This window comes from Arthrobacter mangrovi, from assembly GCF_026011795.1.
Lineage (GTDB): Bacteria > Actinomycetota > Actinomycetes > Actinomycetales > Micrococcaceae > Crystallibacter > Crystallibacter mangrovi.
The window spans coordinates 82,974-99,630 of the sequence record NZ_BRVS01000027.1 but is presented as its reverse complement, the minus strand read 5'-3'; the positions used below and the strand labels follow the sequence as shown (position 1 = coordinate 99,630).

Here is a 16,657-nt window from a genome sequence, read left to right as displayed (position 1 = left end):
TCCGAGTCGTGCGGGACCGGCGAATGCTCGGCCGGGGCGGTCTCCACCACGTCCTGCCACCACTGGTCGCGGCCCTCGTGCCAGTCCACGGGTTCGCCGTTGCGCTTCACGACGACGACGTTGCCGACGCTGTGGCCCTCGGCCTCCAGCGCGGCGTCCACCGCGTTCTTCAACGGGCTCGGCTTGCCCCGGCGGTAGGTGCCGTCAGCGGTGACGACGAGCTTGGCCTCAGCATCGTCGATGCGGCTGCGCAGCGCATCCGCGGAGAAGCCGCCGAACACCACCGAGTGGATGGCGCCGATCCGCGCGCAGGCCAGCATCGTGATGACGGCCTCGGGGATCATCGGCAGGTAGACGGCGACGCGGTCTCCCTTGCCCACCCCGAGTGACTCTAAGGCATTGGCCGCCTTCTTGACCTCTTCGGTCAGCTGCGCGTACGTGTAGGTCCGGGTGTCGCCGGGCTCGCCCTCGAAGTAGATAGCCACCCGGTCGCCCAGGCCGTTCTCGACATGGCGGTCCAGCGCGTTGTAGGCAGCGTTGAGGGTGCCGCCGACGAACCACTTCGCGAAGGGTTCTCCGGACCAGTCCAGCGTCTGGGTGAAATCCGTGTCCCACGTCAGCAGCTCGCGGGCCTGCTTGGCCCAGAACGCCACGCGGTCGGCATCGGCCTCGGCATAGACACCGGTTTGGACCGCCGCGCCAGCGGCGAACTCCGGGTCCGGGGCGAACCGGCGGTCCTCGTGCAGCAGGTTCGCGAGGGTTGCAGGTAATTGCATCATCTAGGTTTCCTAAGGTGTTGACAGAACAGAGACCGCGTTGTCAGGTCTTGGGCGTGGTTGCCGATTACACAGCGACCGGTGCAGTTATGAGGGGGTGGTGCCGGTAATCGAGCAGGCTGATGTCTTCGTACTGATAGTCAAAAATTGCGGGTGGTTTCCTGTTGAACGTGAGTTGCGGGTTTGGGTACGGGCTACGTTCCAGTTGCCTGTCGACGGCCTCTAGGTGGTTCAGGTAGATGTGGCAGTCTCCACCTGTCCAGATAAATTCCCCCGGTTCCAGATCCAGCTGCTGTGCCAGCATCATGGTTAGCAGCGAATAGCTGGCAATGTTGAAGGGAACGCCCAGGAACATGTCGGCGCTTCGCTGGTAAAGCTGGCAGGAAAGCCTGCCTTGTGAAACGTGGAACTGGAACAGAACGTGGCATGGAACCAGAGCCATTTGATGGAGGGAGGCCGGGTTCCAAGCTGAGACAACATGCCTGCGCGACTCAGGGTTGGCTCGAAGTGATTTGATCAGCTGCTCGATTTGATCTATGGCCCGATCTTCCGGTGCAGGCCATGAACGCCACTGAACCCCGTAAATGGGGCCCAGATTCCCGTCTTCATTAGCCCACTCATCCCAGATGGTCACGCCGCGGTCTTGCAGCCACCGGGCGTTGGAATCCCCGCTGAGGAACCACAGAAGCTCAAGTGCGATCGATTTGAAGTGCACCCGTTTCGTGGTGACCAGCGGGAACCCTGCATCGAGATCAAAACGTATCTGTCGTCCGAAAACACTGATAGTTCCTGTCCCGGTGCGGTCATCCCCGCGTTGTCCATTGGTTCGGACATCACGAAGCAGATCTTCATACTGAGAAATCTTGCGGTTATTCATTCTTGCTTTCATACGTATCAGCGCCGTCGATGGACACGCTGCCGACAGCACGTCAGCCCGTGTATCCGAGCAGCTGGGAGCGGATCAGGAAGCGTTTGCCCTCTGGGGCCTCGACCGAGAAGCCGCTGCCCCGGCCGGAGACCACGTCTACGGTCAGGTGGGTGTGCTGCCAGTAGGTGAACTGTTCCCGGGACATCCAGAAGTCCAGCGGGCCGCGGCCGGGGAGGTTGAACACTCCCAGCAGCACGTCGGCGTCAGCCGTGATGAACTCCTCGGCCGGGTAGCACATCGGCGAGGAACCGTCGCAGCAGCCGCCGGACTGGTGGAACATCAGCGGCCCGTGGCGGTCCCAGAGCTTCTGCAGGAGCCCGACCGCGGGCGGGGTGAGCGAGACCCGGGAGAAGTCCTCTCCGGGAATCGCCACCGCCGCCGCGAGGCCGGTTTCGGGAATGGACATGGTTTAGAAGAACCCGAGCTTGTTCTCGTTATAGCTGACCAGCAGGTTCTTGGTCTGCTGGTAGTGGTCGAGCATCATCGCGTGGTTCTCGCGGCCGATGCCGGAGGACTTGTAGCCGCCGAACGCCGCGCCCGCCGGGTAGGCGTGGTAGTTGTTCACCCACACCCGGCCCGCCTGGATCTCGCGCCCGGCCCGGTAGGCCACGTTGCCGTTGCGGCTCCAGACGCCCGCGCCCAGGCCGTACAGGGTGTCGTTGGCAATCTCCATCGCCTCCGCGTAATCGGAGAACCGGGTCACCGAGACCACCGGCCCAAAGATCTCCTCCTGGAAGATGCGCATGTTGTTCGTGCCCTCGAAGACCGTCGGCTTCACGTAGTAGCCCTCGGCCAGGTCGCCGTCGAGGATGTTGCGCTCCCCGCCGGCCAGGACCTTGGCCCCTTCCTGCTTGCCGATGTCCATGTAGCTGAGGATCTTCTCCAGCTGGTCGTTGGAGGCCTGGGCGCCGATCTGGGTGTCGGTGTCCAGCGGGTTGCCTTGGATGATCTTCCCGGTGCGCGCCAAGGCGTCCGCCATGAAGGAGTCGTAGATCGAGTCCTGGACCAGCGCGCGCGACGGGCAGGTGCAGACCTCGCCCTGGTTGAAGGCGAAGAGCGCGAAGCCCTCCAGTGCCTTGTCGTAGAACGCGTCGTTCTCCGCCGCGACGTCGGAGAAGAAGATGTTGGGGCTCTTGCCGCCGAGCTCCAGGGTGACCGGGATGAGGTTCTGCGAGGCGTACTGGCTGATCAGCCGGCCGGTGGTGGTCTCGCCGGTGAAGGCGATCTTGCGGATCCGCGGGCTCGAGGCGAGCGGCTTGCCGGCCTCCACGCCGAAACCGTTGACGACGTTGACCACGCCGGCGGGCAGGATGTCGGCGATGAGTTCCATCAGCACCAGGATGGACGCCGGGGTTTGTTCCGCGGGCTTGAGGACGACGGCGTTGCCCGCCGCCAGTGCGGGGGCCAGCTTCCAGACGGCCATCAGGATGGGGAAGTTCCAGGGGATGATCTGGCCGACGACGCCGAGCGGCTCGTGGTAGTGGTACGCGGTGGTGTCGTCGTCCAGCTGGGACAGGCGGCCTTCCTGCGCGCGGACGGCGGAGGCGAAGTAGCGGAAGTGGTCGGCGGCCAGCGGGATGTCCGCGGCGAGGGTCTCGCGGACGGCCTTGCCGTTGTCCCAGGTCTCGGCGACGGCGAGCAGCTCGAGGTTCTCCTCGATCCGGTCGGCGATCCGGTTCAGCACCGCGGCGCGCTCGGCCACCGAGGTCTTGCCCCAGCTCGGTGCGGCCTTGTGCGCGGCATCCAGGGCGAGGTCGATGTCCTCGGCAGTGCCGCGGGCGACCTCGCAGAACGGCTTGCCGGTGACCGGGGAGATGTTCTCGAAGTACTGGCCCTTGACCGGGGCCACCCATTCGCCGCCGATCCAGTTCTCGTAGCGGGACTTGAAGCTGACCGGCGATCCATCCGTGCCGGGCTGTGCATAAATAGTCATCATTAGCTCCTTTGTTTGATTGCGGGATAGGTCGGGCGAAGATCACATCTGATACAAATACAGTACGAAACCGTACAGTACTGTCAAGCTTTTTCCTGGGGTGTACTTTTCTAGGGGGTGAATTGGCTTATCGCACCGAGGCTCAGTTGAACGGCACCCGCGCAGCCGAGGACAAACACGGCTGCCGTGACCCAGGCGACGCCGGACGCGGCCGGCGCCAGAGATTCGGACCGTATGCCTGCAGACTGGCGCCGGTAGCGGCGCGATCGGCCTATGGATGCCCCCAGTGCCACGGCCACAGCACCTGCTGACAGGAAGGAGGCGACCGGCCCGAACAATGGGATCCAGCGGAGAAACATCAGGGCGGTGATGATCAGCACCAAGGCGGTTCGGTTCCATGCCAGTGCAGTGCGTTCGGGCTGCAGCCCGGGGTCCTGGTGCAGGGAACCAGGCGCATCCACACGGAGCCCATTCGGGCCGGTAGCCGGCGGCATCATGTTCCTGTTTGGCTCATCAAGGTGAACAGGAGGATGGAGGTTCCCAGGATTCCGATGGCAGCGACGATGGGCGCGAACGGGGCCAGGGGCAGCGGTGCCTTATGGCGCATGGCGCGTTCCACCCGGAGCCAGCGAATGCCGGCCAAAGCGGCAATGAGTGCAGCACCGCTGAGGAGCCCGCCCGCGACGGGAGTGCGCAGGGGGGCGGACAGCAGCTCGTCGGCAAATGCCTCGATGGCAATGCCTGCTGCGAGGAATGCCAGCGAGGTGCGGATCCAGGCAAGAAATGTCCGTTCATTGGCCAGGGTAAACCGGGGGTCGGGTTCGTCCCCGTGGTTCAGGACAAGGGATTCCAAGCGGCCGCGCACCCGGTGAGGCGTGTCTGGACGTGGGTTTCTGACATCGGTGCTCATTCGGGGAACACCACGGTGGTCTTGCCGTTGAGGAAGACCCGGTCTTCCAGATGGTGGTGAACGGCCGAGGCCAGGACCCTGCGTTCGATGTCCCGTCCCTTGCGGGCGAGGCTCCCGGGGGTGTCCCGGTGACTGGTCGGCTCGACGTCTTGGGTGATGATCGGTCCTTCGTCCAGTTCGCCGGTGACGTAGTGGGCGGTGGCGCCGATCAGTTTCACGCCGCGGTCGTACGCCTGATGGTAGGGCTTGGCGCCCTTGAACCCGGGCAGGAAGGAATGGTGAATGTTTATACACCATCCCGCGAGTTCTGAGCAGAGAGGGTCGGAAAGGACTTGCATGTAGCGGGCGAGGACGACAAGGTTGACTTGGAGCTCTCCGGTGAGGGCCAGCAGCTTTTCTTCCTGTTTGGGTTTGTTTTCGGGATCAACTGGCATGTGGAAATAGGGGATGTCGCCCAGACCGACGCTGGAATGGACGGTCTGGGGATGGTTCGAGATGATCCCGGCGATCTCCGCCCGCAGTTCGCCGGTCCGCTGCCGGTAGAGCAGATCCGCCAGGCAGTGGTCCTGTTTGGAGACCAGCAGCAGGATCCGTTTGCGTTCGTTGAGGTGGCGCGCGTGCCAGTTTGCTTCCAGCGGATCCAGGACAGCTGCGAGCCGGTCGCGCAACCGTTGGACGGGCAGCTGTGGACCGCGTGTCTCGAACTCGATGCGGGAGAAGAACCGCCCGGTGGTCAGATCGTCGAACTGCTGGGCATCGGTGATGTTTCCGCCCAGTTCCAGCAGCTTGTTCGAGACGGCCGCGACGATACCTGGCCGGTTGGTGCACGACAATGACAGCACATATGTGTTTTCGTACATGGCAGGGCTCCTTTCAAAGGCTCAGGAGGAGGCGGCTAGCAGCGGGCGCAGCAGCTGGAGAACTTCCGGGTTCTCAATGGTCGGCGGCACTCCGGTGTCCTGTCCGGCGATAATTTCCCGCAGGGTCTTGCGCAGGATTTTGCCGGACCGGGTCTTGGGCAGCGACGGGACCACGAGGACTTTCCGGAAGGCTGCCACGGCTCCGATGGTGGCCCGGACCTGTCTGACCAGCTCCGCCTGCAGTGTGCCGGAATCGATGGCGGCCCCGGTCTTGAGGACAACCAATCCCAGGGGCAGCTGTCCCTTGAGTGCATCGTCGATGCCGACCACGGCGCATTCGGCGACCATCGGGTGCTGGGCAAGGACGGCCTCCATGGCTCCGGTGGACAGCCGGTGCCCGGCGACATTGATGATGTCGTCGGACCGGCCCAGGATGTGCACGTAGCCGTCCTCGTCGATGTAACCGCCGTCCCCGGTCAGGTAGTAACCCGGGAAGGTGGACAAGTAGGACCGTTCGAGGCGCCGGGGATCTCCCCATATGCCGGCCAAGGTGCCCGGGGGCAGGGGCAGTTTCAGGCACACCGCCCCTTCCGTATTCGCAGGCGCCTCACGGCCGGCCGCATCCAGAATGCGGACGTCGTAGCCGGGGACCGGAACAGTCGATGATCCGGGTTTGACCGGCAGGCTTTCCAGGCCGCGGGGATTTGCAGCGATGGGCCAGCCGGTCTCGGTCTGCCACCAATGGTCGGTCACCGGTATTCCGAGGACCTCGCAGGCCCAGGCATAGGTTTCCGGGTCCAGCCTTTCGCCGGCCAGGAACAGGTTCCGCAGGCCGGACAGATCATACCGGTCTGCCTCGGCGGCCTGCGGGTCCTCCCTGCGGATGGCCCGCAGCGAGGTGGGCGCGGTCAGAAGTCCGGACACCTGGTAGTCCTGAATGACGCGCCAGAATGCGCCGGCATCGGGGGTTCCCACGGGTTTGCCCTCGTACAGCACGGTGGTGGCACCGGCAATGAGCGGGGCGTAGACAATGTAGGAGTGGCCCACTACCCAGCCGAGGTCCGAGGCGGCCCACCAGACGTCTCCGGGACCGATGCCGTAGATATTCTTCATGGACCACGCCATGGCGACCGCGTGTCTGCCATTGTCCCTGACGATGCCCTTGGGCTTGCCTGTGGTGCCCGAGGTATGCAGGACATAGAGGGGGTCGTCGGAGGCGACGGTACGGCACCCGGTCGGAGCGGCCCGGCCGGTGTCGTGGACGTCTTCCCAGTCGATGTCGCGCCCGGGCACCATTAAAGCTTCGGCCTGCGGCCGCTGCAGCACAATGCAGCGCTGCACACGGTGCCCCGCCGCAGCCAGGGCTTCATCCACGATCGGTTTGTACTCGACGATTCTTTTCGGTTCGATCCCGCATGAAGCGGTGATGACGACTTTGGGCCGGAAGTCCTCGATCCGGCTTCGCAGTTCGGCGGCGGCGAAGCCGCCGAACACCACGCAGTGGACGGCGCCGAGTCTGGCGCAGGCGAGCATCGCCACTGCGGTGTGGGGGAGCATCGGCATGTAGATGAGCACCCGGTCGCCCGTGTCGACGCCGAGCGAGGCAAGGCCGCCCGCGAACGCCGAGACGTCGTCCAGTAGCTGGCCGTAGGTGAGGGTTCGACGGGTTCCGGTGACCGGGCTGTCATAGTGGATAGCTGCCTGGCTGCCGCGTCCTTGGGCAACATGCCGGTCCAAAGCATTGAAGCAGGTGTTCAGCCGGCCGTCGGGAAACCAGCGGGCCAGCGGTTTTGCTGTCTGGTCCAGTACGGAGTGGGGGCGTTCCACCCAGTCGATTAAGGATACCTGTTGGTCCCAGAACTGTTCCGGGTCGGCAAGGCTGGCACGGTAAGCCTGCTGGTACAGCGACATCCCGAATTCCTTTCGTTCGCGTTTTCCGGCTGGTGGCCGGTCGGGTGTGCCCGGGAAGTTCTCCGGGCACACCCGACCGCTCCTAGGAGGCCGCGGTGCTGCGGTTGCGGCGGGTAATCGAGGTCTTGAATTTCCTGGCCTCCGCCGCTTCCATGACCACCGAGTGCTCGCGCTGGGGGTAGGTGCGCGCCCGGATGTCGGCCACGAAGTTCTGCATGCCTTCTTCCAGCATCGGGCCCAGGGTGTGGTAGACCTTTGCGTGGCGGGGGACATGCGTTCCGGCGAGTCCGTACAGGTCTTCGAAGAGTCCGCCGGCGCCGTCGCAGGATCCGCCGGATCCGATCGAGATCACAGGTATTGGAACCGTTGAGGCGATATGGCCGGTGACCTCGGCGGCCAGCAGTTCGGCAATGATGGAGAAACAGCCTGCCTCAGCCATGGCGCTGGCATCGTCGACGAATTCCCAGGCTTCGTCCATGGTCTTGCCCAGCCCCCTGACCCCCCCTAGCTGCGCGGAGCGCTGGCTGGACAGGCCGATGTGGGCTTGGACCGGGATTCCGGCTTGGACGATGGCCGCCACGGCGTCCCGGTGGTGCCGGTTGACTTCGCAGGAAACGCCGTCCGCACCGGTGGCTTGGATGAGCCTGCCGGCGTTCTCCACGGCCTGCTGCGGTGAGACCTGGTAGGTCCAGTAGGGCATCGCGACCAGGCAGATCGCGGTGCGGACGTTGCGGGCAATGCCGCGGCCGACGAGGATCATGTCATCGAGGGTCATGTCCGTGCTGCTGTCCATGCCGAAGAGCATCAGGCCTGCCGCATCCGAGGCGGTGATGATGTCCGCTCCGAAGCTGTCCGCGACGGCGGCGTCCCGGTGGTTCGTGACCAGCAGCTGGACGAGGGGTTCGCCGTTGCGTTTCCTTTGCTGCAGGTCCGGTATCCGGAGCTTGCGGCGTTTCTGTTCCATTCGAGTTCAGTCCCTTCGTCCGGCCTGGACCGTGTCATCATCGGCCAGGGGTTTGGCTGTCGTTGTTCCGTCCCCGGCACCGCCGCCCGGATGGCGGGGCGCCAGAAGGAGCAGCATCAGGCCGATCAGGGCGCAGCCGCCGCCGACCATGGCCAGCGGCCAGACGGAGTTTAGCTTTGCTACCGCCAGGGTCAGGACGATCGGCACGAATCCGCCGCCGATGGTTGCCGCTTGCGCCGAGAGCGAGATGCCGCTGTAGCGGACATTGGTGGGGAACGATCTGGCGAAGTACGCCGGCAGTGCCCCCCAGGCCCACCACAGGGGTATGGCAAAGATGACGATGCTGGCAATGAGCTGCGGGATGGACGGGCCCAGTACCAGCACCCCGAGGACGGAGGCAGGGATCAATGTCAGCATGCCCGTACGGATGACACGCAAGGGTCCGATCCGGTCCGCCATCCGTCCACCAAGGAGTGTGACGGCGCAGTAGAGCGTCGCGTGCAGTGCGGCCACTCCTAAGAGAACGCCGTTTCTGTCCAGGCCCAGCGTGTTCGTTCCGTAGGAAGTGAGGTACACCCCCTGGAGGAAGAACGGGACGGTGATGGCGCCCAGGTACACACCGAAACAGGCCAGGAGGGACCGCCAGTTCCGGCGGAACACCAGGGCGAGCGGGAAGCGCGCCACTTCCTTCTTGGCCTGCGCGTTGCGGAATGACGGTGTTTCGAGGATCTTGAGCCGGATAAACAGGCCCACCACCAGGAGGACACCGCTGAGCAGGAACGGCACCCGCCAGCCCCAGGACATGAACGCCTCGTTGCTGAGAAAGAACGAGAAGCCGAAGAGCAGTCCCGTGGCCAGGGCCTGGCCGAGGCAGGCGCCCAGCTGGATGACGCTGCCCCACCAGCCCTGCTTGTTCTCCGGGGAATACTCGACCACCATCAGCACCGCTCCGCCCCATTCGCCCCCGAGACCAATGCCTTGGAGAATGCGCATGAGGATTAGCAGGATCGGTGCCGCCATCCCGATTTGTTCGTAGGTGGGCAGCAGCCCGATCGCTACGGAGGCCAGGCCCATGATGACCAGGGTGATCACCAGCATGGCCTTGCGTCCGATCCGGTCCCCGAAGTGGCCGAAGATGATGCCGCCGACCGGCCGGGCGATAAAGCCGACGGCGAAGGTACCGAAGGAGGCCAGGGTCCCCAGCAGCGGGTCGGTCTCCGGGAAGAAGAGTGGGGCGAAGACGAGGGCGGCCGCGAAGCCGTACAGATAGAAGTCGTACCACTCCAGCAGCGAGCCGGCCATGCTGGCATTGGCCACCCGGCGCATCAGGTTCGGCTCGGCCGGGCCGGCTCCGTTCCTGGAATTTCCTGTAGACATGCTCTCTCCTTTGAGATGCCGTGTATTTAGGACGAGGTTTTCCCGCGGAGTCCATCCCACCAGGCCCGCGTGCTGGCGACCTGGTTGAAGGTGTTCAGATGCACGTCGGATACGCCCAGTGAAGCGTCAGCGGCCACCCGGGCCACGTCGGTCAGTAGCCCGGTGGGATCGTAGGCGCCCGGCAGCATCATTTTTGTTGCCAGGGATCGCTGCTTGCTGATGAACTTCATCGAGGCGCCGAAACCCAAAGCGCCGGCCATCCGGATGAGTTCCTTGCGCTGAACGACACCTGCGATGCCCAGGTGCGCCGGCAGGGAAACTTCCGCCTCGCGCAACCGGGTGAGCCAGCTGCGGAAGGCCTCGGCGTCAAAACATGTCTGGGTCACCAGATAGGAGGCGTATTCCTGCTTCCGGCGCAGCAGCTCAAAGGCCGCGGCCTCGTCCATATAGAGGTGCCCCTCGGGGTAGGCGCCGACGCCGATCCTGAACCCGGCGGCGGCAATATCCTCCAGGGCCTCGAGCGCTCCGTCATACGGTCCTGCCGGCTTCTTGGTATTTCCGGCAACGACGAAGATGTCGGCGACTCCGGCATCGCGGTAGGCGTCGAGGACATCCTTGAGGTGGTCCCGGCCGGTCAGGGAGCGGGTGGGCAGGTGAGGGATGACTTCGAAGCCGCGGGCGATGATCGCCGCCGTCAGCTCGATGGACTTTTGGAATCCCTCCGAGTTGGCAAAGCAGCCCATCGTCACGGTGGCACCCGACGGCAGGTCGTCGACGAGCAGCAGAGGGTTTTTCACGGGAGCCATTTCCCACCGGGGTGAGTCGAGCAGGCGCGCCCAGGTTTTCTGTACGACAGCATCGTCGATGGTGTTCACACGGGTCATAATGTCTGATCCTTCGATAGGGCCGGCGTCTAGGAGACCAAGTCCAGGAACTTCTTGTATTCGGTCGGGTCCATGAGCAGGTCATGCTCTTTGGGCGGGTAGTTTCCAGCGGCGGCTTCATCGGAGAACTGCCGCATGGCCTCTTCGATGATCGGGGCGACGTTCGCGAAGGTCCGCTTGTGGCTGGGCGCCTTAAAGGCGGTGTAGCCAACCAGATCGCCGCTGATTTCGTAGATCCCGTCACCGTCACGGCCGGCGACGACGCCGATCACGGGCTGCGGCAGGGTCTCGGCCAGATACTTGGTCAGCTCATTGGGAACCTGCTCGATGATGAAGGCGCACACGCCGGCTTCCGAGAAGGCCCGGGCTCCGCGGACGATATCGCGCGCCTCCTCCGCGGTCCTGCCCTTCTTGCCATAGCCGCTCTGCTCAATCTTGCGGGAAGCTTGCATCCCGATGTGCCCAACGACAGGAATCCCGGCACGTACCATGTCGGCCACATACTCCGCGGTGTACTCGTTGCCTTCGACCTTGACGGCATCCGCCCCGCCTTCGGCCAGCATGCGTCCACCGCTCTCGATAGCCTGCGCCTTGGACTGGTGGTAGGTCATCCACGGCAGATGGCTGACGATGAAGCCGTACTGCGTGGAGCGGCTCACCGCTTTGGTCAGTGCCAGCTGCTCCTCGTAGAGAACCCCCATAGGGTGCTGGTGGGCCAGCAGCGACATCGGGCCGCCATTGCCGTTCACGAGCATGTCGAACCCGACACGGTCGGCGATCGAGGCCATCGGGGCATCGTAGACGCCGATGGCGCGAATCGGCTCTTTCTGCGCCTTCTTCTCCATCAGGTGGCGGATGGTGACCTTGCGGCGCTTCACGGAGTTCTCGGGCATTTTGGTTTCCTTTCGACGTCGGACAGCCAAGGAGGCTAAAAGCACGGGTTCTTCACCTCGAAATGACGTTGGAGCCATTTGGCGTGACCCGGTTCACACAGTCTGTACGAAACGGTACAGTACCGTCAAGAGGTAAATTTGAAGCAGGAGGCAGAATGAACACCATGCAGGCAGCAGCGGAACCGAGCCTGGCGGAGGCCAGGACGGAGGCCAAGAAACAGAAAATCATGGACGCCGTCGTCGCGATCCTCAAGGAAGGCGGCGGCAGCGCCCTTACCATGGACGCCATTGCGGCACGGGCCAGGACGAGCAAAGCCACTATCTACCGATACTGGCCGGACAAGACCAGCCTGCTGATCGATGCGGCCAGCCGGATCATCCGGTCACCGGAAATTCCGGATCTAGGCAGTTTCCGCGATGAACTCCGGATGCTTCTTCAGGCGCGGCTGAAGGAGTTCCGGGGCGAAGGTGTGGACAAAATGTTCGGCGCCCTCATCGGCGTCGCCGCCGAGGATCCGGTGTTCGGCGCACACCTGCGGGAATGGATGGAACTCCAGCAGATGTCCACGAACACGGCCATTGTGGCGCGGGCCAAGGCCAGGGGCGAGATCCGGCCGGAGGTGCCGGTCGAGGCTGCCGTCACGATTGTGGGAGCACCACTGGTCTACCGCATGGTGCTGCAGAAGATGCAGCCGGATGAAGCGCTCGTGGAGACTCTCGTCAATTGCGTTGTGGCGGGGTTGTCCGCCGACAGCGCCAGGCAAGGCTAGGTACGAAGCAGGACGGGGAGGACCAGATGTCGGTTACAAGCGAGACCGCGCCGCCCGTAATCGAGGATGAGGGGCGGCCCTTGAGGATTAAACCGGCGCCCGCGTCGATTGACGTCGATGCGGCCGAGCGCGCCGTGCTGGATTTGCTGAAGGCGCTGGGGCGGGACCCCTTTTCCCCGCATCTGGCAGGGACACCGCGCCGGGTGGCCGCAGCGTTCGCGGAAATGCTCACCCCCGAGCCGTTTGAGGCGACGAGCTTCGAGAATGACGGAACCTACGACGGTCTGGTCCTGGTCAAGGACATCCCGTTGCGATCCCTGTGCGAGCACCACCTGCTTCCCTTTACCGGGGTTGCACATGTTGCCTACTTGCCCGGGGACAGGCTTATCGGCTTGTCTAAGCTGGCCAGGATTGTGGAGCACTTTTCCTCCGACTTCCAAGTGCAGGAACGGCTGACCACACAGGTTGCATCCTGGCTGGATGAACACCTGGAGCCCAAAGGTGTGGGAGTGGTGATCGAAGCCGAGCACCTGTGCATGTCCCTGCGCGGTGTCCGGGTGCAGGGTTCCCGGACGGTGACGTCGTCGGTCAAAGGCATCCTGCGGAGCGACTTCCGCTCCCGGCAGGAATTCCTCGATCTCGTGCTCGGACACCGCTAGCCGCAACTGTCAGCACTGCCCGCCCGTCCTGAAAGGACGGGCCACCTGTGCGATTCATGGAAGGGATGGGCCCGAACCATGTTCCCGGACCAGAAGAACCAACTGCGGGTAGGCATTGACGGGCCGGCAGCGGCCAGAGCGTGTCTGGTGCGCATGCTGGAGACCGAGCTGGGGTCTCATCTGCAGGTGGCGGTCCTGCATGCCGGCGAGGCGCCCTATACTGCGCAGACCCCGGAAGAATCCTTCCGGGACGCGGCGGTTCTGTTCGTCGAGGGCGAGGGCGTCTCCGGACAGCGGCGTGCCTGGGACCTCGACGCGGTCCTGCAGGCAGGGACCTTCGGGCCGGAGGGCCCGGCGGATCCCTTGCCGGATGCAGATCTGGTGCTCACCTGCCGTCCTGCCGGAGGGGCCGGGCCACTGGAGGCCTGGGCAACGTACCACGTGATGGTTGCCGTGGGATCGCTGCCACAGCTCGCACCGCTGAAAATCGCCGAGCGTATCCGGCTTCCACACCTGGATTTGCAGGTCCGGAAAATTGAAGCGTACCCGGACGCCGAGGATGCCTTCGACGTCTTGTTCCGTTCCTCCGCGCGGGCAGTCTGGCTGGACAGTTCAAACGCGGAAACAGCGCCGCAGCCGCGCAACCGCTTCAGCATCCTGGCCGATGACTCAGGCAGTCTCGGCATGTATGTGACGCACTTCTCCGGGATGACCACCGTGTCCTCCGCACAACTGCAGGTACGGGTGCGTTCTCCCTTCTTCAACTGGCTTGCCGGCGCTTGGGACAAGGTCTTGGAACCGGCACCAGGAGCATTTCCCTCACAGTTTGCCTTGGGATGGCTGGGATACCTCGGCTATGAACTCAAGCGGGAAACCGGAGGCGCCGTCCCGCTACGCGCCGTGAGCTTCGCCCGTTACCGGGCCCCTGACGCCGCACTTATCTTCGCCAGCCGTGCCGTCGTCATCGACCATGCCGAACGCTGCTCCTACATAATGTCGCTGGTACCCGGCGGGCCCGGGTTGGATACCGGATCCTGGCAGGCGGGCGCGGCGGCGGCGCTGCACAGGCTGTCCCGGATCCGGAGGGGGAACCGCCGGATTGCCTGCAGCACGGATGATGCTGCACCCGTTGGCCGGACGCTCCAGTTTCGCTGCCTGGACGACGAGCAGCAGTACCTGGGCAAGATCCTGGCCGCGAAGTCGGAAATCACCAACGGAAACTCCTACGAGGTCTGCCTGACCACCCAGCTCGTGGCCGAGCCGGAGCAACCGGTCGAACCATGGCAGGTCTACCGGCTGCTGCGCCGACACAATCCGGCCCCGTTCGCGGCCTATCTGGCCTTCGACAGCCTCCGGATCGCCAGTACCTCCCCGGAAAGGTTCCTCCAGATCGACAGCGACGGCCTGATGACGGCCGAGCCGATCAAGGGAACCCGGCCACGGCATGCGGATCCCGTGATCGACCGGGCGCTACGCGAAGCATTGGCTTCTTCGGAAAAAGACCGCGCCGAAAACATCATGATTGTCGACCTGATGCGCAATGACCTCTCACGCTCCGCGGAACCGGAATCGGTCCAGGTTGAGCGGTTGTGCGCCATCGAAAGCTACGCCACCGTCCACCAAATGGTCAGCACCATCAGTGCAAAACTCCGGTTCGGCATCCGGCGTGCCCACGCGGTGGCGGCGGCCTTTCCTGCTGGCTCGATGACCGGGGCGCCGAAACCCCGGACGATGGCTATTCTTGACGGGCTGGAGGCAGGCACGCGCGGCGTGTATTCAGGAGCGATCGGATACTTCTCGGCCAACGGGGCCTGTGATCTGTCCGTCGTCATCCGCACCCTGGTCATCGATCAACCCGCTGACGGGGAGGGAACCCCGCGCCAGTGCCTTTCCCTGGGAATCGGCGGAGCCATTACTGCAGATTCGGTCCCTGCGGCCGAATATGAGGAAATCCAGGACAAAGCCCGCGGGGTACTGAAGGCCCTGGGAACTGTCTTCCCCCAGAGGAATCCGGGCAATTGCCGCAGCGAGTCTCGGGCCTTGCCTTCATCGGAGTTGTTCAGTGAAGTCCCCGGCAGGTCAGTCTGATGCAACCGCTTGAACTGGGCCTGACCGGATTGGCGGTCTTCCTGGGCTCGGTTTCACAGCGGGTGACGGGATTGGGCTTCACCCTGGTAGCAGCGCCGGTCTTGGTGTTGGTCATGGGACCGTTCAACGGTGTGACGCTTTGTCTCGTACTGAACGCCGTCCTTGCAGCGGCAGTGTTGTGCAGGACCTGGCGCTACGTGTTGTGGGAAAGGGCGGTCCAACTGTTCCTGGGCAGCCTGGCCGGAACGGTAATTGGAGCGCAACTTGTCGCTCTCATGACCGCACCGGCGCTCATGGTCGCGGTTGGTCTGCTGATTATGCTGGCGGTGGGTCTGGTCCTGAGCGGAGTCCGATTGCGATCCCTGCAAGGCAGACGGGGTGCACTCCTGACGGGCCTATTATCCGGCGGCATGAACGTGACCGCGGGGACTGGCGGACCGATTCTCGCGGCGCATTCGGTCGCCGATGGATGGGCATTCATGACATTCGTCGGAACCGTGCAGGTATATTTTCTGGGTTCCAACATCCTCGCCCTCGTCATGCGTGGATCAGCTGAACTGAGTCCAGCCGTATGGGTTTCCTCAGCTGTTGCCTTGCTTGCCGGGGCCACTACGGGGCACTTTCTTTCACGCGCCGTCCCGGAGAAACGAGCAATGCGGTTGGTCACAGGTTTCTCCTTGGCAGGGGGAGCGGCAACTTTGCTCAGAGGCCTCTTCGGGTAGTGTGAACAAAACCGCATACTTACGGTTTTCTGAGCCTCGGCTGTGGTCGGCCAAGCAACGGCACTCCTGGCCGGCACCCAAGGTTGATCCATCCACGCGAGAACAAACTGGGGTGCCGATAACCGTGAGTATGTCGAGGTGTCGTTGCCTTACTGCTGTAGCCGGGACGACCGTGGAAGCGTCCAGCAGGAGCATGAGTCCTGCCCTGCTTATGTCCTTGCCAGCTGTTCTTTTAGGATGGCGATGACAGTAGGCAGAGCCTCTTCATCGAAGCCTTCTCTTCTGAGTTGGAACTTGTGGAGGAAATGATTCTCTCCTCCTTCCGTTTTGCCGTCGCGGTGACGCTTCACTTCCTCCACGTTTAGTAAGCCAAACAACTCCAGGGTCTTTCGGGCACGGGAATACGGATCGCGGCCAATCCCGTAGTGCAGGAGCCTGGTTTCGGCTGGGATGCTGACGAAGGGCCCGGGCAGGCTCCCTATGCCACAAGCGATCATGAGTAGGAGCGCGAGTTCCGAGTCCTCCAGTACGTGGATCCAGGAATTCAGAACGAACCCGGATGGCAAGGTGGTTAGGGGCTCCTTGAGGCCTGGCACTTTATAGAGCTGCTGTTCACCGCTGGATCCGCGCTCGTCTAGTAGATCGTAATTTTCGAAGTCCCCTCGCTTGCCCTCTGACCTGGCAAACCGAATGAGGTTCGCCCTCTCCAGACTTTTGAAGCTTGCCCGGACGGACCGGGCTCTCTTGTCCTTCGCTTCGAGCGTTGTCAGCCCGTTGCCCGCTCTTACAGCGTCAGTTGCGACCAGATCAGTCCAGCCAGGCCGGCCGGTATTCCCTACGACGGGTAACCACTGCGGGTGGCCACCGGCCGTTTTGGTCATCTGAGCAATGGCTAGGGCCGTGAGATAGAGCCTGAGAGTTGAACCACGGCTTGACGAAATCTCAGTAGAAGGTGGGCGAAGATGGCGGGGCGGGACCCTTC

17 protein-coding genes are annotated in these 16,657 nt (G+C 63.6%); 4 read left to right on the top strand and 13 right to left on the bottom strand.

Annotated elements, in window-relative coordinates; all coding sequences use genetic code 11:
- From AHIS1636_RS18210 to AHIS1636_RS18155, 12 genes are all read right to left on the bottom strand, one after another.
- Positions 1-779 (bottom strand): AMP-binding protein (locus AHIS1636_RS18210; protein WP_264797269.1); only part of this gene is annotated, 779 nt, incomplete at its 3' end.
- Between the two features lie 64 nt (positions 780-843).
- Complete coding sequence (locus AHIS1636_RS18205) at positions 844-1,653, bottom strand: thymidylate synthase (protein ID WP_264797268.1); 810 nt, start codon at positions 1,651-1,653, stop codon at positions 844-846.
- A gap of 52 nt (positions 1,654-1,705) precedes the next feature.
- Positions 1,706-2,110 carry a DUF779 domain-containing protein gene (locus AHIS1636_RS18200; RefSeq protein ID WP_264797267.1) on the bottom strand — a complete coding sequence of 135 codons (405 nt, stop codon included), beginning with the start codon at positions 2,108-2,110 and terminating at the stop codon, positions 1,706-1,708.
- 3 nt (positions 2,111-2,113) lie between these two features.
- Positions 2,114-3,637 carry an acetaldehyde dehydrogenase ExaC gene (exaC, locus tag AHIS1636_RS18195; RefSeq protein ID WP_264797266.1) on the bottom strand — a complete coding sequence of 508 codons (1,524 nt, stop codon included), beginning with the start codon at positions 3,635-3,637 and terminating at the stop codon, positions 2,114-2,116.
- A 110-nt stretch (positions 3,638-3,747) separates the two neighbouring features.
- A complete protein-coding gene (locus AHIS1636_RS18190; RefSeq protein ID WP_264797272.1) occupies positions 3,748-4,131 on the bottom strand; it encodes a DUF202 domain-containing protein in 384 nt (127 codons plus the stop codon).
- The gene (locus tag AHIS1636_RS18185; RefSeq protein ID WP_264797265.1) at positions 4,131-4,547 is read right to left on the bottom strand and encodes a YidH family protein; all 417 of its coding nucleotides are present in this window, start codon (positions 4,545-4,547) and stop codon (positions 4,131-4,133) included. The genes AHIS1636_RS18190 and AHIS1636_RS18185 overlap by 1 nt, the downstream gene beginning before the upstream one ends.
- Positions 4,544-5,407 (bottom strand): formyltetrahydrofolate deformylase, encoded by an 864-nt coding sequence (purU, locus tag AHIS1636_RS18180; protein WP_264797264.1) that lies wholly within the window; start codon positions 5,405-5,407, stop codon positions 4,544-4,546. Before purU ends, AHIS1636_RS18185 begins: the two co-directional genes overlap by 4 nt.
- A 21-nt stretch (positions 5,408-5,428) precedes the next feature.
- Positions 5,429-7,318: a propionyl-CoA synthetase gene (locus AHIS1636_RS18175; RefSeq protein ID WP_264797263.1), complete on the bottom strand. Its 1,890-nt coding sequence runs from the start codon at positions 7,316-7,318 to the stop codon at positions 5,429-5,431.
- Positions 7,319-7,400: 82 nt separating this feature from the next.
- Positions 7,401-8,282: a 3-methyl-2-oxobutanoate hydroxymethyltransferase gene (locus tag AHIS1636_RS18170; protein WP_264797262.1), complete on the bottom strand. Its 882-nt coding sequence runs from the start codon at positions 8,280-8,282 to the stop codon at positions 7,401-7,403.
- A gap of 6 nt (positions 8,283-8,288) precedes the next feature.
- On the bottom strand, positions 8,289-9,659 hold the full coding sequence (locus tag AHIS1636_RS18165) for an MFS transporter (protein ID WP_264797261.1): 1,371 nt from the start codon (positions 9,657-9,659) through the stop codon (positions 8,289-8,291).
- A gap of 26 nt (positions 9,660-9,685) precedes the next feature.
- Complete coding sequence (locus tag AHIS1636_RS18160; RefSeq protein ID WP_264797260.1) at positions 9,686-10,543, bottom strand: methylenetetrahydrofolate reductase; 858 nt, start codon at positions 10,541-10,543, stop codon at positions 9,686-9,688.
- Between the two features lie 29 nt (positions 10,544-10,572).
- A complete protein-coding gene (locus AHIS1636_RS18155; protein ID WP_264797259.1) occupies positions 10,573-11,436 on the bottom strand; it encodes a 3-methyl-2-oxobutanoate hydroxymethyltransferase in 864 nt (287 codons plus the stop codon).
- A 155-nt stretch (positions 11,437-11,591) separates the two neighbouring features.
- On the opposite strand from AHIS1636_RS18155, the gene AHIS1636_RS18150 reads away from it, so the two are divergent.
- The 4 genes from AHIS1636_RS18150 (at position 11,592) to AHIS1636_RS18135 (ending at position 15,675) form a co-directional block, all read left to right on the top strand.
- On the top strand, positions 11,592-12,206 hold the full coding sequence (locus AHIS1636_RS18150; RefSeq protein WP_264797258.1) for a TetR/AcrR family transcriptional regulator: 615 nt from the start codon (positions 11,592-11,594) through the stop codon (positions 12,204-12,206).
- A 26-nt stretch (positions 12,207-12,232) separates the two neighbouring features.
- Positions 12,233-12,865, top strand: coding sequence for a GTP cyclohydrolase I FolE (gene folE / locus AHIS1636_RS18145; protein WP_264797257.1), 633 nt, complete (start codon positions 12,233-12,235; stop codon positions 12,863-12,865).
- Positions 12,866-13,018: 153 nt separating this feature from the next.
- On the top strand, positions 13,019-14,953 hold the full coding sequence (gene pabB / locus AHIS1636_RS18140; protein ID WP_264797256.1) for an aminodeoxychorismate synthase component I: 1,935 nt from the start codon (positions 13,019-13,021) through the stop codon (positions 14,951-14,953).
- Entirely contained in the window at positions 14,953-15,675 is a 723-nt protein-coding gene (locus AHIS1636_RS18135) for a sulfite exporter TauE/SafE family protein (protein ID WP_264797255.1), read from the top strand. The genes pabB and AHIS1636_RS18135 overlap by 1 nt, the downstream gene beginning before the upstream one ends.
- Positions 15,676-15,884: 209 nt before the next feature.
- Here AHIS1636_RS18135 and AHIS1636_RS18130 read toward each other — a convergent pair whose 3' ends face one another.
- A complete protein-coding gene (locus AHIS1636_RS18130; RefSeq protein WP_264797254.1) occupies positions 15,885-16,556 on the bottom strand; it encodes a hypothetical protein in 672 nt (223 codons plus the stop codon).
- Positions 16,557-16,657: the final 101 nt, after the last annotated feature.